The 16,547-nt window shown below is 73.5% G+C and carries 10 protein-coding genes; 3 read left to right on the top strand and 7 right to left on the bottom strand.

The window, feature by feature from the left end; genetic code table 11:
* Positions 1-273: 273 nt before the first annotated feature.
* A complete protein-coding gene (locus ACFW6B_RS03310) occupies positions 274-2,403 on the bottom strand; it encodes a glycoside hydrolase family 6 protein (protein WP_386591616.1) in 2,130 nt (709 codons plus the stop codon).
* Between the two features lie 746 nt (positions 2,404-3,149).
* Here ACFW6B_RS03310 and ACFW6B_RS03305 point away from each other — a divergent pair.
* The 3 genes from ACFW6B_RS03305 to ACFW6B_RS03295 all read left to right on the top strand — a co-directional run bounded on the left by ACFW6B_RS03305 (position 3,150) and on the right by ACFW6B_RS03295 (position 8,776).
* Entirely contained in the window at positions 3,150-4,985 is a 1,836-nt protein-coding gene (locus tag ACFW6B_RS03305; RefSeq protein WP_386591615.1) for a cellulase family glycosylhydrolase, read from the top strand.
* Positions 4,986-5,277: 292 nt separating this feature from the next.
* Positions 5,278-5,799 carry a hypothetical protein gene (locus ACFW6B_RS03300; protein WP_386591614.1) on the top strand — a complete coding sequence of 174 codons (522 nt, stop codon included), beginning with the start codon at positions 5,278-5,280 and terminating at the stop codon, positions 5,797-5,799.
* 97 nt (positions 5,800-5,896) lie between these two features.
* On the top strand, positions 5,897-8,776 hold the full coding sequence (locus ACFW6B_RS03295; RefSeq protein WP_386591613.1) for a BTAD domain-containing putative transcriptional regulator: 2,880 nt from the start codon (positions 5,897-5,899) through the stop codon (positions 8,774-8,776).
* A 111-nt stretch (positions 8,777-8,887) separates the two neighbouring features.
* Here ACFW6B_RS03295 and ACFW6B_RS03290 read toward each other — a convergent pair whose 3' ends face one another.
* The 6 genes from ACFW6B_RS03290 to ACFW6B_RS03265 form a co-directional block, all read right to left on the bottom strand.
* Positions 8,888-9,265 carry a hypothetical protein gene (locus ACFW6B_RS03290; RefSeq protein ID WP_386591612.1) on the bottom strand — a complete coding sequence of 126 codons (378 nt, stop codon included), beginning with the start codon at positions 9,263-9,265 and terminating at the stop codon, positions 8,888-8,890.
* 129 nt (positions 9,266-9,394) lie between these two features.
* On the bottom strand, positions 9,395-10,168 hold the full coding sequence (locus ACFW6B_RS03285) for a class I SAM-dependent DNA methyltransferase (protein ID WP_386591611.1): 774 nt from the start codon (positions 10,166-10,168) through the stop codon (positions 9,395-9,397).
* Positions 10,169-10,241: 73 nt separating this feature from the next.
* Complete coding sequence (locus tag ACFW6B_RS03280) at positions 10,242-11,363, bottom strand: glycosyltransferase (protein WP_386591610.1); 1,122 nt, start codon at positions 11,361-11,363, stop codon at positions 10,242-10,244.
* A gap of 1 nt (position 11,364) precedes the next feature.
* The gene (locus ACFW6B_RS03275) at positions 11,365-13,494 is read right to left on the bottom strand and encodes a prolyl oligopeptidase family protein (protein ID WP_386591609.1); all 2,130 of its coding nucleotides are present in this window, start codon (positions 13,492-13,494) and stop codon (positions 11,365-11,367) included.
* Between the two features lie 22 nt (positions 13,495-13,516).
* Complete coding sequence (locus tag ACFW6B_RS03270; protein WP_386591608.1) at positions 13,517-15,196, bottom strand: MFS transporter; 1,680 nt, start codon at positions 15,194-15,196, stop codon at positions 13,517-13,519.
* On the bottom strand, positions 15,193-16,392 hold the full coding sequence (locus ACFW6B_RS03265) for a radical SAM protein (RefSeq protein WP_386591607.1): 1,200 nt from the start codon (positions 16,390-16,392) through the stop codon (positions 15,193-15,195). The genes ACFW6B_RS03270 and ACFW6B_RS03265 overlap by 4 nt, the downstream gene beginning before the upstream one ends.
* Positions 16,393-16,547 lie beyond the last annotated feature (155 nt).

The raw sequence follows: 16,547 nt of genomic DNA, 5'->3' as shown, positions 1-16,547 counted from the left end.
GCTCCCGTGTCGACCAGCTCGGGACCGACGGCCTCGCGGAGGCCGTCGCCGAGCCGGACAGGACGCGCTGACCCGGCGCCCGGCGCGCACCACGGACCGGGCGGCCGGGCAGTCCGGTCCGGGCCGTGGCACCACGTCACGGCCCGGACCGGGCTCGCCCCGGGTACGGGCCGTGGGCGTCGGACTCCTCATGAAGCGGGCGGGCGGCGGCGTGGGGGCCGGAACGTCGCCACCCCGGCCCCCCGCCCGCTCGTTCCATCCGTTCCGGCCGCTCTACGGCTCGTTGCCCCAGACCAGGGTGCCCGACACGTACACGGTCACCTTCGCAGCGTCCGCGTAGGAGCTGTTGGTGCCGCGGCTGTAGTCGTCGGACTCGTCGAAGTTCGACCAGTCCGACTTGGCCATGCGCAGCTGCAGGTCACCACTGTCGGCTCCGGCCGCCAGCGAACCGGAGCCGAAGCCGACCTCCAGGTAGTGGTCCGCGCCCGTGCGGCTCGGGGACACGGTGCCCACCGAGGTCTTCACCGTGGAGCAGCCGAGCTGCGCCCAGTCGCAGAAGGTCTGGTAGCCGGCGGAGGAGGACTCCCCGGTGAACCAGTAGCGGACGGTCACCTTGGACAGATCGACCGCGCCGGAACCGCCGTTGACCAGCCTGAGACCGGGCTTGACCTGGTTGTCACCGGTGGAGGAGTCGTTGTTCTTGTACTGCGCCTTGAGACCCGACGGGCCTCCTCCCCCGCCCGACGCCTTGGTGGTGGCGGACACCGCCGCGGACGAGGCCGAGACGTTGCCGGCCGCGTCCTTGGCCTTGACGGTGTAGCTGTAGGTGGTGGAGGCGGCGAGCCCGCTGTCGGTGTAGGAGGTGGCGGTCGTGCTGCCGATCCTGGCGCCGTCGCGGTAGACGTCGTATCCCGTGACCGCGGTGTTGTCCGTGGACGCGCTCCAGGTCAGGGAGACGCCGCTGCTCGTCGTGGAGCCGACCGCGAGGCCGCCGGGAGCGGTGGGGGCCTGCGTGTCACCGCCGCCGCCCGATCCGCCCAGCGGCGGGTCGGCGTTGGCGAGCAGTTGACGGAACTGGGCGGAGAACCAGTGCCCGGCGAGCGGGGAGTCGGGCAGCGCTCCGGTGAGGTTGTTGCCGTTGCGTCCGTTCCCGGTGTACGTGGGGTCGCACATCCGGTCGAAGCCCTTGCCCTCGTCGTTGTCGACGGCCTGGCTGGCCCCGTCCGACTCGCCCGGCGGCTTGGCCCACACGTAGGCGTCGATCCCGGTGTCGGGTGCGGTCGCCGGGCGTTCACCGAGGCCCGCCCCGCTCTGGTTGCACCAGTTCCCGGCGTGGATGCGCCGGTCGATGCGGCCGCCGTCCACGTACGCGTCGACGCCGGTCGTCGGGCCGGGACCGGTCGGCCGGGCCGAACCGCCCCAGCCGTTGCGCGAGGTGTCGACGAGCATGCCGATGCCGGAGTCGAAGCCCTGCGCGACGAGCGCGGTGCGCAGGCCCTGCGCGTACGAGCTCTCGTCGTCGTACTGGTTCCAGTCGATCCACTTCGACTGCCGCACCGTCTGGCCGTTCACCGTGTCCGTCACCTTCACGTACGGCTCTTTGGTGGCGGAGTAGTTGGCGGTGTTCACGATGAAGCCCGTCACGTCGTTCACGGTGGCGCCGTTGGTGGTGGCGGCCTTCTTGAACTCCTGGGCGGACGGGGTGAGGTTGCTGTCCCAGCCGAGCCAGCCGTGGTGGCCGGCGTCGACGTAGTTGTAGGTGTTGGGCAGGGCGCCGAGGGTGTGCAGGGCGTAGCCGACGCCCTTCTCGTAGTTGCCGTTCGCCTTCATGGTGGCGCACTGGGGCGTGGAGCCGGCGGTGCCGCCCGCGTTGGTCACGAGGTTGGGCAGTGAGTCGGGCTCGATGAGGTTGACGATCCGCAGGCTCGCGTAGGCCGGGTCGGCGAGGATCGCGGCGATCGGGTCGATGTAGCCGCTCTGGTAGGTGGCCAGGTCGTCGGGACCGAGTTCGCCGTTGGAGGCGAGGGCGGCGCAGTCCCGGCCCGGCAGGTCGTAGATGACGAGCTGGACGAGGTTGGCGCCCTGCGCCTTGGCCGCGTCGAGGTGCGCTCGCAGACCACGGGCGCCGGCGGTGCCCTGGATCGCGGCCATCCGGTCCAGCCAGACGAAGGTGGGCTGGTCGGAGACGGCCGAACCGCCCGGTTCCGCCGCGGCCCTGGCCGACCAGTCGGGGTTCACGTAGGCCTTCGCGCCGACGTAGGGATTGTCGAGTTTGGCGGCCGCGACCGCTGTGGTCGGAAGCGCGGTGACGGACAGGGCTCCGAGGAGGGCGCCTACGGCCAGAGCGGCGGTCCGCTTCCGTCCGTTTCGGCGCACGATGGAGTCGGGTCTACGGGAAGGCATCGGCCATCTCCTGGGGAGAGCGGGCGAGTACGGGCGGCGTGCGGGGGTACCGACGGCCGCACGGCGTGCCGCGTCCCTGGCACACCGTGCGGAAGTCCGCCGGGCGGTCATCGCGTGCGGGCATGACGAAGGTGCGACCGCGTGCGTCGCACAAGGTGGAGCCGAGGAGCCGCCGGCCGTGCGCGCCCCGTCGCCGTCCGGACGTGGGCCCGGGGGTCTCGTCGTGGCGCGCGGATGGTGGCCGGTCGTTCGAAGTGACGGTGCATCAGGGACACCGGATGTGGGAGCGCTCCCAAAGTGCAGCGCTCCGACTCCGGATGTCAACACCCGTGCGGCGAGTCACTTCCTGACGACTCGTCACATAATCGCCTCCTCGCACGGACCCGCCCTCGACCGCGGCACCGAACGCCAGGTCACGGCGCGTGCGGATACCCGAGGGGCATCCGGCGAAGGAATCCGGAAAGCGAGGTCACGCCCCGCGTGGCCCGAGCCGCGCGGGCGCGGCCCGGAACGGAGCGCACCCGTGACCGACGGCTCCGCGGGAGACGCGACCGCAGCGCCAGGTATTGACGCGGACACGCTTAGTGGCTTCCATGTGCGCAGTCCGGCTTCGACGAGCCGACCGCCGGGAGCGGGACACTCCCGACGGTCCGCGGGAGCCGTCATGCCGGATGCCCACCCGCCCGCCCGCCCGGGGACGCGCGCCTGAAGATGGGAGCGCTCCCACCCCGAGAGGACCCCCCACCATGCGTCACCCACCCTCATTCCGCGCCAGGCGCGCCCTGGTCACGCTTCTCACCGCGGCCCTCGCGGCTCTCGTCCCCTCCACGGTGGCCGTACCGGCGCAGGCGGCGGCCGCCTCGCCCCCGTCACGCGCGACCGCCGCCCCGTCGTCCGCGGCAGCCGCGCCCGGCGCCGGATACTGGCACACCGACGGCCGCCGGATCCTCGACGCGCAGAACCAGCCGGTACGCATGGCCGGCATCAACTGGTTCGGGTTCGAGACGTCCAACTACGTGGCGCACGGGCTCTGGTCGCGCGACTACAAGTCGATGATCGACCAGATGAAGACCCTGGGCTACAACACCGTCCGCCTGCCCTACAGCGACGACATCTTCAAGGGCACCCGGCCCAACGGCATCACCTACGCGGGCGGCCTGAACGCCGACCTGCAAGGTCTCGACTCGCTCCAGGTGATGGACAAGATCGTCGGCTATGCGGGCTCGACCGGTCTCAAGGTCGTACTCGACCGCCATCGGCCCGACTCCTCGGCCCAGTCGGCGCTCTGGTACACCTCCGCCGTCCCCGAGGCGACCTGGATCGCCGACCTCAAGGCCCTGGCGGCGCGCTACCAGGGCAACACCGCCGTCATCGGGATCGACCTGCACAACGAGCCGCACGACCCCGCCTGCTGGGGATGCGGCGACACGAGCACCGACTGGCGGCTCGCCGCCGAACGGGCCGGCAACGCGGTCCTGTCCGTCAACCCCAGCCTGCTGGTCTTCGTCGAGGGCGTCCAGACGGTGAACGGTCAGAGCACCTGGTGGGGCGGCAATCTCGCCGGAGTCGCCACCGCGCCGGTGCGGCTGAACGTCGCCGACCGCCTGGTCTACTCGGCCCACGACTACGCCACCAGCGTCGCGCAGCAACCCTGGTTCAGCGACCCGTCGTTCCCGGCGAACATGCCGGCGGTCTGGGACAAGTACTGGGGCTACGTCTTCAAGCAGAACATCGCCCCCGTCTGGCTCGGCGAGTTCGGCACCACCCTGCAGTCGGCCGTCGACCAGAAGTGGCTCGCGGCGCTCGTCGACTACCTGCGCCCCACGAGCACCTACGGGGCCGACAGCTTCAACTGGACCTTCTGGTCGTGGAATCCGAACTCCGGCGACACGGGAGGCATCCTCAAGGACGACTGGCAGACGGTGGACACCGTCAAGGACGGCTATCTCACCGGCATCAAGGCACCGGACTTCTCCGGAGGCGGAGGCGGAGGCGGGGACACGACCGCGCCCTCGGCACCGACCGGACTGGCCGTGACCGGTACCACCGCGTCGAGCGTGTCCCTGTCCTGGAAAGCCTCCACCGACGACACCGGGGTGACCGGCTACGACGTCTACCGCGGCACCGCCAGGGCCGGTCAGGCCACCGGCACGTCCTTCACCGACACGGGCCTCACCGCCGGGACCCGGTACGACTACACCGTGCGGGCCCGCGACGCGGCCGGCAACACGTCTTTGGCGTCGGCGTCGGTCACCGCGACGACCGCCGGCACCGGGGGCTCCAGCGGATGCAAGGCCACCTACAAGGTGAGCAGCGACTGGGGCAGTGGGTTCAACGCCGACGTCACCGTCACCAACACAGGTACCTCGCCGACCAGGTCGTGGCAGGTCACGTGGGAGTGGCCGGGCGACCAGACCATCTCCTCGATGTGGAACGCCTCCTACGGCCAGGCGGGCAGGACGGTGACCGCGAGCAACGCCGACCACAACGGAGCCGTCGCGGCCGGCGCCTCGACCGGCTTCGGGTTCGGTGCGGCACCGGGCGGCGCGGGTTCGCCGGTCCTGAGCTGCCGGGCAGGCTAGGGAAAGCGCCTGGACCTGCCTGTCCGAGTGCCCACCGCCGTGCCGCCGGCGCCGAAGGTGACGGAGACCGGGCCGCCGTCGGGGTCGCGCACCTGACCGGCCACAGTGATCCCGCCCGGTGGTCCCCGGCGGCCCGGACGAGCGTCACCGGCCGCCCCTGGAAGTGCCTTCGGACCCGTTCGGAGCGGGTCCGAAGGCGTCTCCAAGCGGATTCCAGGCGGGAGCGGCCAGGCTTGCGGAGCGCACCGGGCGACCGCCCGGGCGATCCAGTCGGTCACGGGGGAGACGAAACATGTCCGGTAAGACGACACGAGCCGCCCGGCTCGGCACCGCCACGGCCGTCGCGCTGTCCGGCGTCCTGCTGTTCGGGACGGCACCGGCCCACGCGGACGGCCCGACCAGCCGCACCGTGGAACTGAGCACGGGAACCACGGGCACGGCCGTGGAGGACTGTGCCGACATCGAGGTCTGGGCCTCGCCCGACCCGCACGGCAACTACGAGGCGTGCCACTACGTCAGCAGCGGCACCGCCGTCGAGCTCGGCGACATCGACGACGCCACCCGGCAGACCGCCGAGTCGAAGATCCGCGCCGCCGCCGGCGAGACGACCGTACGGAACCTGACCGCCTTCTGCCCCTACTGGATGACGACCGGTCCCAACCGCACGCCACGGGTCAGCTACCGGTTCAAGAACTACAGCGTGCGGGTCGTCGACCACTACGCGGACGGCAGCACGACCGTCGTCCGCAGCGGCAGCGGCACCTACCAGGAATACACCACGGTGACCTGGACCCCCGGCTGCTGGACCCGGTAGACCGAGGGGAATCCACCGCCTGAGCCCCGGCGCGCCCGCCTTCCCGGTCGGGCGGCCGTCCGCCATACTCTCCAGCCGGTGAGCCGGGGGGTGTGCCGTGGGCAGCGTCGTCGACGTGCGGTTCGGAGTGCTGGGGGCGCTGCGCGCCGAGGCCGACGGGCGGGAGATCGCGCTGGGCGGGCCGCGTCAGCGGTCCGTCCTCGCGACACTGCTCATCGCACGGGGCGCGGTGGTGTCCGCCGAGCGGATCGTCTCCCAGGTGTGGGAAGGGGCCAGGACTCCTTCGCCGACCACCCTGCACGCCTACGTCTCCGAACTGCGCAGGGCGCTCGAACCGCGGCGGGCCGCGCGGACACCGGCCGGTCTGCTGGTGCGGGAAGGACCGGGATACGCGCTGCGGATCGACCCCGCCGCCGTCGACTCCGAACGGTTCGCGGACCTGGCGGCACGGGGCCGGCTGGCGCTCGACGCCGGTGAGCCCGGCACCGCGCAGGAACTGCTCGGCCGGGCGCTCGCGTTATGGCGGGGCCCGGCCTACGCGGACCTCGCCGCCGCCGGTTTCGCCGCGCCGGAGGCGGCCCGGCTGGAGGAACTGCGGGCCGCCGCGCGCGAGGACCGGCTGGCGGCCGCCGTCGGATCGGGGCAGCACCGCGCTGCCGTGGCGGACCTGGAGACGCTGGTGACCGACGAGCCGCTGCGGGAGCGCGGATGGGAACTGCTGGTCCTGGCCCTGTACCGCTCCGGGCGCCAGGCCGACGCACTGGCCTCGCTGCGCGCCGTACGGGCCCGGCTCGCCGACGAGCTCGGCATCGATCCCGGTCCGGCACTGCGCGATCTGGAGTCGGCCGTTCTCGCCCAGGACCCGCGGCTCGAGCCGCCGGCCGCACCGCTCCGGAGCGGTGCGGCGCCCTCGCCCGGCCCCGCGGAACGCACCGGCGGCACCGGCATCACCCGGGCGGTGGAGCCGGCGGGCAACCTGCCGTTCGCGCTGTCTCGTTTCGTAGGGCGCACGGCCGACATGTCCAGGGTCGGGGAACTGCTCCGGGAGCACCGTCTGGTGACCCTCACCGGTCCCGGCGGAGTGGGCAAGACCCGGCTGGCCCTGGAGACGGCCCGGTGTCGCGGGGACGGCGACGGGCCCTGGCTGGTGGAACTGGCCCAGCTCACCTCGCCGGAACTGCTCGTCGCCACCGTGGCCGACGCCGTCGGGGTGCCCGGAACCGGCTCCGCCGACCAGCTCGCGGCCGTGCTGACGGACTGCGAACTGCTCCTGGTGCTCGACAACTGCGAGCACCTGCTCGCGCCGGTCGCCTCGCTCGTCGCGTCGCTCCTGGCCCGCTGCGGTGGGCTGCGGGTGCTGGCCACCAGCCGCGAGGTGCTGGGCGTCGACGGCGAGGCGGTGTACGAGGTGGTGCCGCTCGACCCGGCGGGCGACGGCCGGGAGCTGTTCCTGAGCAGGGCCGCCACCGCCCTGCCCGCCTGGTCCCCCGGCCCCCGTGAGCTGGACCGCGTCACCGGTGTGTGCGCCGCCCTCGACGGGATACCCCTGGCCATCGAACTCGCCGCCGCGCAGTGCCGGGTGCTGTCCGTCGACCAGATCGCCGACGCGCTGCACGACCGCTTCGAGGTCCTCGTCGGCGGCCTCGCCGACGCCCCCGAGCGGCACCGCACCATCGAGGCCACGGTCGCCTGGAGCCACCGGCTGCTCGACGCGCCGGAACGGCGGCTGTTCCACCGGCTGGCCGTCTTCGCCGCCGGTTTCGACATCGACGCCGCGGCCGCGGTCGGCGGCCTCACACCCGTCCTGCCCCCGCTGTCCGCCCTGGTCCGCAAGTCACTGCTGGCCGTCGAGCCGGGGACGGCGCCGCGCCGGTACCGGATGCTGGAGACCTTGCGGCAGTACGCGCTGCGCGAGATCGACCCCGGCGATCTGGCGGAGGCCGGCGAGTGCCACCGGGCGTGGGCGCTCGCCCGGGCCGAGCGCACCGAGCGGCTGCTGCACGGCCCCCGGGCCGCCGCCGAACTGGCCGGGCTGTCCCGGGACCAGCCGGAGTTCCGGGCCGCCTTCGCCTCCGCGCTCACCGCCGGGGACGGCGAGTACGCGCTGCGGCTGGGCGGGGCCCTCCACTGGTTCTGGTACCGCATGGGCCACATCACCGAGGGGCTGGCCCGGATGGACGACGCCTTCGCCGCCGCACCGGACGCGGACCCGGCCGTACGCTGCCGGGCCAGGCTCGCCGTCGGCGCGCTGAGCTATCTGGCCGGCCGCCCCGACAGGGCGTACGACGCCGTGCTGCTGGCGGAGCAGGAGGCCGGGCAAGCCGGTGACCTCGTGGTGCTGACGTCGGCGCGCACCTACCGGACCCACTTGGGCGTGCTCGCCGGCCGGCCCGTCGACGCGCCCGCACTCGCGCGTGACGCCTTGGCGTCGGCCCGGCGCACCGGCCAGGACTGGCTGGTGGCCGAGGCGCTGATGATGCAGGGCATGCTGGCCAGGGTGACGGGGGACCTCGGCTCCGCGGCCCGGCTGCTGTCCGAGGCCATCACCGTCGCGGAGTCCTGCGGCCACGACTGGGCCGCCGGTTCCTCGGCGTGGACCGGGATGAAGACCGCGTGCGACCGCGGTGACGGCGACGGCGCTCTCGACATCGCCGCCGGCATCCTCGCAGCACTCGACCGCCACGACGACATCACCTCCCGTCTGGTGCTGTTCCACACCGCCGCCCACGCGCTCGCCCTGACGGGCCGCGCCGAGCAGGGCGCGACGGTGCTGGGCGCGGTGCGGAGCATCGGCCGGCGCATCGGCTTCTCGCCGGAGCTGATGGACCCGCTCGACGGGCCCCGGGAAGCCGCCGCCGTACGCGACGCCCTTCCGCCCGCCGTCTACGCGCGCTGCGCGGACGAGGGCGGCGGCCTGTCCCTGGCCCAGCTCACGGACCGGCTGACGGCCCTGCTCGCCACACGCGCCGGGCACTGAGGCCGCGGGCGGGCGGGACCTCCGGGCACTCCCGAGCGGCCGAGGGATCCGTACGAGGAACGGCGCCGGCTCGCTTCCGTCCTCGTCTGGACACGCCGACAGGCCGCGGCCTCAGCGATCGACGGCCCAGTGCGCGTCTTCGGGCCAGGACCCCGTGCTGACGATGTGCTCCACGATCCTGAACGCCTCGTCAATGGCCACGGTGTCCTGGGCCGGGTACTTGTCGTGCTGCCCGTTGGACAGGACGAACCCCTCGCTCGATCCCTCGGCTCCCGGGTCCACGGCGTGCCCGCCCGGGTCGCCTTCTCCGTCGAGCAGTACCACCATCGCCCGCTCGGTGTTCGTCACGAAAGTCACCGACCGACCGGACGAACTGGTCAGCCACGTCTCGAACAGCCCCCTGCCGACCCTGGCCCGGAGCGCCTTTGGCACCGCCCCGGGCGGCACGGGAACGGTGTCGCCGTCATCGATCACCCAGGACTCGATCATGAACAAGACGATCTCACGACGCGTTCAGGCGGCAGTCCCTGGTTCTGCGGCGCCAGGGTGCGCAGGACGCAGAACTCGTCCCTCGGGGTCTGCCGTCGGTCGGACCGGCGTCGAGGTGAGGCCGGTCCATCACGGTCTTGTCCTCGACACGCTCGCGCCCTGACCGGCGGCGGGTTTCTCCCAGACCGAGACGTGCTGACGGCTCTCGCTCGTGAAGGCCTCCCGCGTCCACCCGTCCCACCGCTCGCGCAGTCGCAGCCCGGCGAGCTGGGCCATCAGGTCGAGTTCCGACGGCCACACGTACCGGAAGGGGATCGACCTGTACTCGCCCCGGCCGTCGACGACCTCGATGTGGTTCGAACTCGTCGCCTGGGTGGCGACGTCGTAGATGTCGAAGGACCATCGCGTCGGGCTCACGTGGTAGGGCACGACGTTCTGTCCGGCCGGGAGCCTCCGCAGTTCGGGGACCAGGACCTCGACGACGAAACAGCCTCCGGGCTCCAGGTGGGCGGCGGCGTTGCGGAAACAGGCCACCTGCTCCTCCTGCGTCGTGAGGTTCATGATCGTGTTGAAGAGCAGGTACGCGACGGAGAACGTCCCGTCCACCCTCGTCGTGGCGAAGTCACCGATCGTGACGCCGATCGCGTCACCGCCCGGCTTGGCACGCAACCGGGCGACCATCGCCCGTGACAGGTCGATGCCGTGGACCCGGACCCCGCGTCGTGCCAGCGGCAACGCGACGCGCCCCGTCCCGATGCCCAGTTCGAGGGCCCGGCCGCCGTCGGCCAGGCCCGCCAGGAAACCGGCCGTCGTGTCGATGACCTCCGGCTCGAACATCTCCCCCGACGACTCGTCGTAGGCCGCCGCGACACGTTCACCGAAGTAACCGTCCTGATCGTCCATCACCGGACCATAACGGGGCGGCCCATGACAGCGCGCGTGGATTTCGCCGGCAGCCGTGGGACGGCCCCGTGGGTCAGCGCGCCGCCGACTCCACGGCGTCCGCCGCGCGGGTCTCGCTCTTGCCGTCGGCGAGCAGGGCGCCGATCTCCTCGGCACGCGCACGGAGTCGGGGATCGTACGCCGTCTCCTCGACCGCGGCGCGCAGGTCCGCGGCGGGAGCACCCGGCTCCGGCAGTCTGCGGGCGGCACCGGCGCGCAGGCAGGCCGCGGCGAGGACCTGCTGCTCCGAGCCGTTGGGGGCGACGAGCAGCGGCTTGCCGCGCAGGAGGGCGGCGAGCACGGGGGCGGACGTCGCGTTCGTCAGGACGAGGTCGGCCCGGTCGACGAGCGGGCCCATCCAGGGACGGCGGCCGACGATCAGATCGGCGTCCGCGGCGGCCTCCGAGGCACCCGACCGTCCGAGTTCGACGACGGCACGGTGAGTGCCCGAGGCGAAGGCCGCGTTGAGCCGCGGCCACAGGGAAGCGCCGCCGAAGGTCCGGCCGAGGTGGACGTAGACCAGGGGCCCGGAGTCCGGGAGCGGTTCGGCGGCCGGCGGCTCCGGTTCCCACCAGCAGGGGCCGACGTGCCGTACGGACGGGGGCAGTTCGGCGCCGGCCGGCTCCAGTGCGGGGAGGCCGCGCAGCAGGAAGGCGGTGCCCAGCAGGGGGGTGTCGGGGAAGGGGTCGTGCCGGGGCGTGAGGCCGGCCGCGTCCCGTACGGCCCGGTAGTGCTTCAGGGTCTCCGTGAGCCGCCACGCGCGGTCGTGCGCGTCCGCCGGGCCGGCGCCCCCGGCGCGGTAGGGCCACAGGTGTGCCGCCAGTCCGAGCACCACCACCGGCAGGCCGGCGGCCTCGGCGGCCACGAGCGCGCCGTGGTTGAGCACGGAGGTGACCAGCACGTCGGGTTGCAACCGCCGTACCGCACGCGCCACTTCGGTGTACTGCCCGGGGCCGCGGACCGTCCAGTGGGCCACGGACAGGACCGTGTCGTCGGAGGCGGCGGACACGTCCAGGCCCGCTCCGGCCGCCACCGGCGCGGCCCGCGACCCGGCGAGGACGTGCACCGTGTGGGACCGGCGGCGCAGTTCGCGGCCGACCGCGAGGGCGGGGTACAGGTAGCCGGGGTCGCCGAGCGGGCACAGGAGCACGTTCACCTCAGTGGTCTCCCAGCGGTCGAAGGTCCAGGTGGTGGGCGAAGAAGGCCATGACGTCCGCGTAGAGGCGGGCGCTGCGCGAGGAGGCGCGGGCGCCGTGTCCGACACCGCGCTCGGTGCGCAGGACGACCGGCGCGCGGCCGGTGCCGGCCCATTGCAGGGCGGCGCACATCTTGCGGGCGTGCGCCGGGTCGACGCGCGTGTCGCCGTCGAAGACGGCGAGCAGCACGGCCGGGTAGCGCGTGCCCTCGCGCACCCGGTGGTAGGGCGAGTACGAGAGGAGGTGCGCGAACTGGGCGGGGTCCGCCGCGCTTCCGTACTCGTCGCGCCAGCTCGCCCCCATCCCCGACAGTTCGTAGCGCACCATGTCGAGCAGGGGCGCCGCGCACACGACGGCCGCGTAGGTCTCGGGCCGGCGGGTCAGCGCGGCGGCGGCCAGCAGGCCGCCGTTGGAGCTGCCGAGGACGCCGAGCCTGCCGGGTGCGGCCCATCCGTCGTGGAGCAGGTGGTCCGCCGCCGCGTCGAAGTCGTCGAAGGTGTTGTGCTTGTGCTCGCGGCGTCCGGCCCGGTGCCACTCCTCGCCCTCCTCTCCCCCGCCGCGCACGCAGGCCACGGCGTACACCCCGCCCGCGCGCACCCAGGGCAGGGCCTGCGGGGTGAAGCCGGGGGTCATGGAGGCGCCGAAGCCTCCGTAGCCGGTGAGGACGGCGGGGCGGGGTCTGTCGGGGCGGCCCGTGGGCGACATGACGAACATGCGCACCTCGGTGCCGTCGGGTGAGCGCACGACCTCCTGGGTGACGCGGACTCCCTCGGCGGTGGGCGCTTCCGGGGAGTCGCCGGGCCAGGGGCCCAGGTGTCCGGTGACGGCGTCGTAGTGCAGGACGACGGTGGGGGTGATGTGGTCGGTGTACGCGAACCACATTTCGTGGCCCGGATCTTGACGTGTCGTCAGGGAGGTGACGGTTCCTCGTCCGGGCAGGGGTACGGTGCCGGTCCTGGTGCCGGTCCTGGCGTCGTGCAGGGTCAACTCGCCGACCGCGTGCCGGGTTCGTGCGACTGCGAGCAGGGGCCGGTCCAGTGCCGGGCCGTCCAGGACCGCGAAGTCCTGGAGCACGGTGCCGAGTTGCTCGCCGACCAGGGTGCGCCACCGGCGGGGGTCCGTGGCGTCGCGGGGTGCCGCGGCGATGCGGCCGCGCGGGGCGCCGGCGGTGGTCCTCAGAAGCAGCGGGCCCGTACCCGGCCTGGGGCGGACGGCGGTGCGGCCGTCGGCGGCGTGCTGCAGGCGGCGCAGACGGGGTCGTTCGGGGCCGGTCGTGGTCAGGTCGGCGGTCCACAGGTCGGTGCGCGGGGAGGTGCCCTCGCTGGCGCCGACGACCAGGAGCCGGCCGTCGGGGGTGGTCGCCACGGTGTAGTACTGGGTGTCCGACCGTCCGGCGCCGAAGATCTCCGTGTCCTCGTCGGCCGGTGTGCCGACCTGGTGCAGGTACACGCGGCGGCGTGGTCCCACCCCGTCGGCCGCGGGCCCGGACGGCAGCCGGCGCACGTAGTAGAAGGCCCTGGCGCCCGACAGCCATGCCACGGGAGAGCGGCGCACCCGGTCCACGGGTCCGTCGACCGTCTCGCCCGTCGCCGTGTCGAGCACGCGCAGCACCGAGTGTTCCGTACCTCCCGAGGACAGCTGGACGGCCACGAGGTCGCCCTCCCAGGACGGTTCCCAGGCGTCGAGCACCGTCGTACCGGACGGATCCGCGTCCAGCGGGTCGAGCAGGACGCGGGTCCGGGCCGTCTCGCGGACGGCCAGCGCGGCCAGTTCGCGCCCGGGTTCCCTGCGCAGGTGGAACTCCCGCCCGCCGCGCGCCACCGGCGGACGGGCGCCGCCTCCGGCGAGCAGAGCGGTCATCTCCGCGAACCACGCGTCCCGGGCGGGCCAGCGGGCCTCCTCCTCGGCGTAGAGCAGGTCCTGGGCGGCGCACCAGGCGGTGGTGGCGGGGTCCCGCGGGTCCTCCAGCCAGCGGTAGGGGTCGGCCACCCGCTGTCCGTGGACGATCTCCTCCGGTCCGCTGCGGGAGGCCGGCGGGTAGGTGTACGGGGCGGGCGCCGGCCCGGCGTCGCGGGGCGGGGACTGGGTCATCGCGGCGCTCCAGGGGGAGGGGTCACGTCGGTGGCGTGCGGGGCTCAGGCGCCACCGGTGGGCGTCGTACGGGGGACGCCGGGGACGGGTCCACGGGCCCGGAGCCGCCCGGAGGGGCCGGCTCGCCGTGCGCTTCGACCGCGGGCCGCTCGGCATGACCGGCGGCCGGTTCACCATGGGCCTCGACCGCCGGACGCTCGGCGCGGCCCGTGCCCGCGAGGACCGGGGGGCCCGGGAAGCGGGAGGGAGCGGCGGTGTCCGCGAACTCGGGCGCATCCGGGAGACCGGCGGGGGCGACGCGGCCGATGGGGTCGACGCGGCCGGCGACGGTCTTCGCGTCGTCCGCGAGGACGTCGGGTCCGGTCCTCCTGGCGTCGTCGGCCGTGACGGCGTCGGGGCCGGTCTTCCTCGCGTCGTCGGCCGTGACGGCGTCAGGGCCGGTCTTCCTCGCGTCGTCGGCCGTGACGGCGTCAGGGCCGGTCTTCTGCGCGTCGTCGGCCACGGCGTCGAGGCTGGTCTCGCGCAGCAGGGGCACCGACGACACGACCGTGACGACCGCCGCGGTTCCGGCGAGGGCCAGCCAGGTGTGGCTCGCCCCCAGGGAATCCACGAAGGAGCCCGCCAGGAGCGGTCCGAGCGAGGCGAGACCGGCCATCATCAGACCGGTCGCGGTGCTGACCCTGCCGAGCAGGTCCCGCGGTGCGAGCACCAGCATCGCGCGGCCCACGACGATACCGGCCGGAGGGCTGAAGAAGACGACCACGACCAGCACGGGTCCGATCGTCCAGGGCTGTGTGGTTCCGGAGAAGAGGGCGAGGCCGACGGCCCAGACGGCGCCGATGAGCAGGAACAGGCGGGCGGCGGGGATCTTCTTGATCAGCCGCGGGGCCGCGGCGGCGCCGAGCATCGCCCCGATGCCCGCGCAGGCCATCACCGCTCCGATCGCCGTCCCGCCGGCGCCGCTCTGCCGCAGGGAGACGACCATGGTCGTCTGGGCCGCCGCCGAGACGACGTTGATGCCCGCGGCGAACGACAGCGCGGCCAGGAGCGCCCGTTGACGCGTCAGCCACCGCAGTCCGGCCGTGAGCCGGTTGTCGCGATCGGCCGCGGCGGCCGGGCGGGGAGGCTTGGCGGCGATGCGCAGCAGCAGCACGGCGGACACGCCGTAGGAGAGGGCGTCGGCGGCGAAGGGCAGCATCGGGTCCAGGGTGTACAGCCAGCCGCCGAGGAACGGGCCGATGAGCGAACTCGTCGCGACGGCGGCCTGGCTGCGGCTGAGCGCGTCGGTGAGGTCCTTCTCCGGCACGACGTCGCGCACGGCGATCGTGGCCGCGGGCGCGAAGAGCGCGGTGGCCGCGCCCTCGATCACGGCGACGCCGAGGAGATGGGTCTGTCCGAGGTCCCCCAGGACCGACCCCAGCGGAATGCTGGCCAGCGCCACGAGCCGTACCAGGTCGGTGCCGACCATGATCATCCGCCGGTCGAGCCGGTCGGCGAGCTGGCCCGCCGGCAGGCGCAGCAGGGTCCGGGTCACCAGTGAGAAGGTCGCGACCGTACCGGCCTGCGCGGCGCTGCCGCCGATGGAGAGGACGAGCAACGGGAAGGCGAGCAAGGACAGTTGCGATCCGAGCGTGGACAGCGTCGAACTGATCCAGTAGCGGCGGAAGTCGGCGTTGGTCCGCAGGATGCCGGCGCCCTTCATCGTCCCAGCCGCCCGACGGCGTGGAGGCTGTCCAGGACTCCGGCGTCGACCCGGTCCTGGAAGACCGCGCGGACGGCCGCTTCCTCGTCGTACCGGTAGTGGTCGTGGCAGCTGACCCAGCGGCCTCGGGTCTGCTCGGCGTCGAGGTAGCCGTCGGTGATGGTGCCGACCTCCATGCCGGGCTTGCCGGCGGTCTCCCAGCAACTGGCGAGGATACCGTCGGCGTTGACGACAGCGCCGTAGCGGCCGTCGGCGAAGGAGCATGCCTGGCAGGGGACATGGGCGCGCGGGCGGGCCACCGTGAAGCCGAGTTCGAGCGCGCGGGCGTGCCAGCGGACGAAGTCGTCGACGAGGCCGTTCTCGTGCAGCAGGTTGTTGGCGTAGCCGACGCCGACGTCGCCGACGCGGGCGAAGTGGATGCCGCAGCGCGCGGGATCGAGGTGGGCGCCGAGCCGTTCGACCAGTTCGTCGACGCCGTGACTGTTCAGGTGCGAGACGTTGACCCGCAGCATCCAGCGCAGCGAGGTCTTCTCGATGGCGCGCGCGATGTTGGAGACGATGACGTCGAAGGTGCCACCGCCGGAGCGGCGTACCCGGATGGCGTCGTGGTCGGCCCGGTCGCCGTCGAAGGTGACCTGGACGGAGCCGAGGCCCGCCGCGTTGAGCTCCTTGGCGATCAGCGGGGTGAGCAGGGTGCCGTTGGACGTCATCGACGCGGTGAGGGAGCCCAGTTCCCCGGCCCTGGTGAGCAGGTCACGGCAGCCTCGCGGGTTGAGCAGCGGCTCGCCGCCGAAGAGCAGCAGCGACAGCTTGTCCATACCGGCCGCGGCCATGCGCTCTCGGGTGAAGTCCAGTACCTGCCCCACGGCTTCGGGGGTCAGACGGGCGTGCCGAATGCGCGGCGGCCGGCTGCCGCCCTTGGGGTCCTGCGCGGTGTTCTGGAAGCAGTAGCCGCAGCCGAGGTTGCAGTCCGTGCTGGTCAGCACGGTCAGTGAGTACGAGGTGTAGGGCTGTACGTCGTACAGTCCCGCCTCGCGGAGATGGCGTTCGGCGGAGGGCCGCAGGGTGCCGTCGGCCTCCACCTGGCCGGGACGCATGAGGGCGTATCCGCCCGCGCCCAGGAACCACCACCCCCTGCGGGCCTGGATCAGACGGGCCCCGGCGGCGGGGACGGCGACGGACTGCGTACCGGGCACGGCGACCTCCGGAGCGGGGGCGGTGATGGGTGGGCGGGCGCGGCCCGGGGGCGGGGGGGGGGGGGGCCCCCCCCCCCCCCCGGGGGGCCCCCCGGGGGGGGCCGCTGCTGGGGGGGTGGGTATAAAAAAAAAGGAAGCGCGCGCAGCCGGAGTGG

It is taken from the genome of Streptomyces sp. NPDC058751, from assembly GCF_042746485.1.
Taxonomy (GTDB): Bacteria; Actinomycetota; Actinomycetes; order Streptomycetales; family Streptomycetaceae; genus Streptomyces.
The sequence above is the reverse complement of the archived record's forward strand: the minus strand, read 5'-3'. Positions and strand labels throughout refer to the sequence as shown.

Coding starts and splice junctions, on each gene's coding strand:
- ACFW6B_RS03310 (WP_386591616.1), bottom strand. CDS start 2,403: ATGCCTTCCCGTAGACCCGACTCCATCGTGCGCCGAAACGGACGGAAG.
- ACFW6B_RS03305 (WP_386591615.1), top strand. CDS start 3,150: ATGCGTCACCCACCCTCATTCCGCGCCAGGCGCGCCCTGGTCACGCTT.
- ACFW6B_RS03300 (WP_386591614.1), top strand. CDS start 5,278: ATGTCCGGTAAGACGACACGAGCCGCCCGGCTCGGCACCGCCACGGCC.
- ACFW6B_RS03290 (WP_386591612.1), bottom strand. CDS start 9,265: ATGATCGAGTCCTGGGTGATCGATGACGGCGACACCGTTCCCGTGCCG.
- ACFW6B_RS03285 (WP_386591611.1), bottom strand. CDS start 10,168: ATGGACGATCAGGACGGTTACTTCGGTGAACGTGTCGCGGCGGCCTAC.
- ACFW6B_RS03275 (WP_386591609.1), bottom strand. CDS start 13,494: ATGACCCAGTCCCCGCCCCGCGACGCCGGGCCGGCGCCCGCCCCGTAC.
- ACFW6B_RS03270 (WP_386591608.1), bottom strand. CDS start 15,196: ATGAAGGGCGCCGGCATCCTGCGGACCAACGCCGACTTCCGCCGCTAC.